The 3,749-nt window shown below is 66.2% G+C and carries 4 protein-coding genes; 2 read left to right on the forward strand and 2 right to left on the reverse strand.

Features of this window, described 5'->3' with window-relative positions; genetic code table 11:
- A partial coding sequence (locus OZ10_RS19820; protein WP_039566765.1) for an EamA family transporter occupies nucleotides 1-462 on the forward strand: 462 nt, incomplete at its 5' end.
- Nucleotides 463-637: 175 nt separating this feature from the next.
- A complete protein-coding gene (locus tag OZ10_RS19825) occupies nucleotides 638-1,936 on the forward strand; it encodes an MFS transporter (protein WP_039566767.1) in 1,299 nt (432 codons plus the stop codon).
- On the opposite strand, the gene OZ10_RS19830 is transcribed toward OZ10_RS19825, so the two are convergent.
- Complete coding sequence (locus tag OZ10_RS19830; RefSeq protein ID WP_039566768.1) at nucleotides 1,933-2,664, reverse strand: phosphatase PAP2 family protein; 732 nt, start codon at nucleotides 2,662-2,664, stop codon at nucleotides 1,933-1,935. The two genes, OZ10_RS19825 and OZ10_RS19830, sit on opposite strands and share 4 nt — an antisense overlap.
- Nucleotides 2,645-3,749 (reverse strand): flavodoxin-dependent (E)-4-hydroxy-3-methylbut-2-enyl-diphosphate synthase (ispG, locus tag OZ10_RS19835; protein WP_039566770.1); only part of this gene is annotated, 1,105 nt, incomplete at its 5' end. The genes OZ10_RS19830 and ispG, both read right to left, overlap by 20 nt.

Here is a 3,749-nt window from a genome sequence, read left to right on the forward strand (position 1 = left end):
GGACTGCTGATTGCGCTGCTCGCGGCAGTGATCAGTGCCATCGTGGCAATCCAGATCAAGCAGCTTTCGCGCAACGACGATTCGGACACGGTGGTGTTCTACACCTACGTGTTCTGGGTGCCGATGTCGCTGATCCCGGCGCTGTTCCAGTGGACCTGGCCGCAGGGCATCGACTGGCTGTGGCTGGTGGCCACCGGCATCTTCGGTACCGCCGGGCAGTTGTTCTGGACGCGCGCGCTCAAGCTCGGCGAAGTCTCGGCGCTGCAGCCGATCAGCTTCATGCAGCTGCCGCTGGTGGCGCTGCTGGGCTGGTGGCTGTTCGGCGAGGCGATCGAGCGGCATACCGTGATCGGGGCGGCCATCATCATCGGCGCCAACGTCTACATCGCGCATCGCGAAGCGGTACTGGCACGTCGCGCGGCCACGCATGCGCCGGTGGAAGGCGCAAAACCCGGCGAATGAGTCCACCCGGCGCCAACGCGCAGGCATGTCCGGACCACCGAAGCATCCAACCGGCGATCACCGCCACACAGAATCGGCATACCGGTCCAGGCTGCAGGTCGCGCTAGCATGGGATGGCACGCCGCGACCGCCGTGACTGGCAGGCGCGCCACCACCCGCAACAGGACGCAGCTGCATGAACACGCGTGACGCTCTTGGCACCGCCGCCGCACACCACCTGACGCGCCGCGACTACAGGACGCTGACCCTGGCCGCGCTGGGCGGCGCACTGGAGTTCTACGACTTCATCATCTTCATCTTTTTCGCGAAGGTGCTGGGCGAACTGTTCTTCCCCCCGGGCATTCCGGAATGGACGCGGCAGCTGCAGACCTTCGGCATTTTCGCGGCCGGCTACCTGATCCGTCCGCTGGGCGGCATCGTGATGGCGCACTTCGGCGATCTGCTCGGCCGCAAGCGCATGTTCGCGCTCAGCATCGGCCTGATGGCATTGCCCACGCTGGCCATCGGTGTGCTGCCGACCTACGCGCAGATCGGCCTGGCCGCGCCATTGTTGCTGTTGACGATGCGCTCGCTGCAAGGCGCGGCGATCGGTGGCGAGGTGCCCAGTGCCTGGGTGTTCGTCGCAGAACACGTGCCTGCGCAGCGCAGGGGCCTGGCCTGCGGCACATTGACTGCCGGCCTGGCTGCCGGCGTGCTGCTCGGCTCGCTCAGCGCCGGAGCGATCAATCGCGTCTACACGCCGCAGGAGATCGCCGACTACGCCTGGCGTCTGCCGTTCCTGGCGGGCGGGGTCTTCGGCCTGTTGTCGGTATATCTGCGGCGCTGGCTGCACGAGACCCCGGTGTTTGCCGAAATGGTGGCGATGCGTGCATTGGCGCGCGAAACGCCACTGAAGGTGGTGGTGCGCGACCATCCGCGCAGCCTGGCGCTGTCGTTATGGCTGACCTGGGTGGTGGCAGCGGCCGTACTGGTGGTATCGCTGATGACCCCCACCCTGCTGCAGAGCGCCTATGGCTATCCTGCCGCGGTCGCCTTGCAGGCCAACCTGCTGGCGGTGCTGCTGCAGGCCATCGGCTCGGTGGTGGCCGGCGCGCTGTCGGACCGCTGGGGCAACGGCCGCGTGCTGCTGGGTGGGAGCGTACTCCTGGGCGTGAGCGCATGGCTGTTCTATCGCTTCGCCGGCGACCCGCAGTTGCTGTTCCCGCTGTATGCGCTGCTGGGCGCGGCGCTTGGCGTGCTGGGCGCAATCCCGCGCGTCATGGTCGAAGCGTTTCCGCCGGTGATCCGCCTGTCTGGCGTGTCGTTCGCCTACAACCTGGGCTACGCCGTGTTTGGCGGACTGACTCCGCTGGTGGTGGTGATGCTGCTCAAGCAGCACCCGATGGGACCGGCGTATTACGTGATTTTGCTGGCCTCCATCGGAGCCATCGTTGGCGCCCGGCTATGGCGACGAGAGCTTCCCCACCGCTCTTAATTTGCGAACGGTAAGCGGCCGGGCTGCTCCGCGACCTCCCGGCTCGACTTGCGCCAATGCGGCCGCCGTGCGCCGCGGAACATCACCAGATACAGGCCGACCACCCACACCAGCGCGGCCGACCAGCCACCGAGGATGTCGGAGGGGTAATGCACGCCCAGGTAGATGCGCGAGACCCCGACCAGCAGCGCGAATGCGCTGGCCGCAATCGTCACCGGCCAGCGCCAACGGGTGCGCCAGGCCAGCGCAATGACCACCGCCGCGAGCGTCATCGAGCCCATCGCATGACCACTGGGAAAACTGAAGGTGCTCTCCGGGGCGATCGATTCCCACAGGCTCGGCCGGTTGCGCTGAAAGAACTGCTTGGCACCCATGTTCAACAGCGCCGAGCCGCCGAAGCCGAGCGCGGCAAAGGTGCCCTCACGCCAGCGCCGCAATACCAGCAGCACCAGCACGATCGCGATATCTGCCGGAATCACGCCGTACTGGTAGCCCACCTTCGATATCACGCCGAACAGCGCATCCAGCGTCGGGGTGGCGATGCTGCGCATGCTCCACAGCAATGGCTCGTCGAAATAGAAATTTTCCAGCTCGTGCACTTCATCGGCCAGGTCCACGAACAGGCCCAGCGGCAGCAGCACCCCGACGAACAACAGCCCCATGCGCCACGCATTGCTGCGCAACCACGCCTTGAACCCGGCCGGCGACTCAGCCGGCGCGGCGGACATAGGTGCGCTCGACGTACTGGTCGATCAGGTCGATGAATTCGTAAGCGATGTTTTCGCCGCGCAAGGTGACGCTTTTTTCGCCATCGATGAACACCGGCGCGGACGGCGCCTCGCCCGTGCCCGGCAGCGAGATGCCGATATTGGCGTGGCGCGATTCGCCCGGGCCGTTGACCACGCAGCCCATCACCGCCAGGGTCATGTTCTCGGCACCGGGGTTGGAAATCTTCCACTCCGGCATCTTGGCGCGCACATGGTTCTGCACCACGCCGGCCAGTTCCTGGAAGAACTCGGAGGTGGTGCGCCCGCAGCCGGGGCATGCGGTGACCATCGGGGTGAACGCGCGTTGCCCGGTGGTCTGCAGCAGCTCCTGCGCGACCACCACTTCCTGCGTGCGCGACTGGCCGGGCTCCGGCGTCAGCGAGATGCGGATCGTGTCGCCGATGCCCTCCTGCAGCAGCACGCTCAGCGCCGCAGCCGAGGCGACGATGCCCTTGCTGCCGATGCCGGCTTCGGTCAGGCCCAGATGCAGCGCAAAGTCGCAGCGGCTGGCCATGTCGCGATACACCGCGATCAGTTCCTGCACACCGGACACCTTGGCCGACAGGATGATGCGCTCGCGCGGCAAGCCCAGCTCCACCGCACGCTCGGCCGAATCCACGGCTGAACGGATCAGCGCCTCGCGCAATACCCGCCCGGCATCCCAGGGTGTTTCGCGCTGTGAGTTTTCATCCATCAGCTGCGCCGCCAGCGACTGGTCCAGCGAGCCCCAATTCGCGCCGATGCGCACCGGCTTGTCGTACTTGATGGCGAACTCGATCAGCTGACCGAACTGCAGATCCTTCTTCTTGCCGAAGCCGACATTGCCCGGGTTGATGCGGTATTTGGCCAGCGCCTCGGCACAGGCCGGCTCGGCGGCAAGCAATTGGTGGCCGTTGTAATGGAAGTCGCCGATCAACGGGACTTCAATCCCCATCATGCGCAGCTTGTCCACGATGCGCGGGATGGCGGCAGCGGACTCGGCGTTGTTGACGGTCAGCCGTACCATCTCCGAGCCGGCGCGCCACAGTTCGGACACCTGTTTGACG

It is taken from the genome of Xanthomonas cannabis pv. cannabis (assembly GCF_000802365.1).
GTDB lineage: Bacteria > Pseudomonadota > Gammaproteobacteria > Xanthomonadales > Xanthomonadaceae > Xanthomonas > Xanthomonas cannabis.

Bases quoted from the DNA above. Each gene is read 5' to 3' on its own strand.
- OZ10_RS19825 (WP_039566767.1), top strand. From the start codon at position 638: ATGAACACGCGTGACGCTCTTGGCACCGCCGCCGCACACCACCTGACG.
- OZ10_RS19830 (WP_039566768.1), bottom strand. From the start codon at position 2,664: ATGTCCGCCGCGCCGGCTGAGTCGCCGGCCGGGTTCAAGGCGTGGTTG.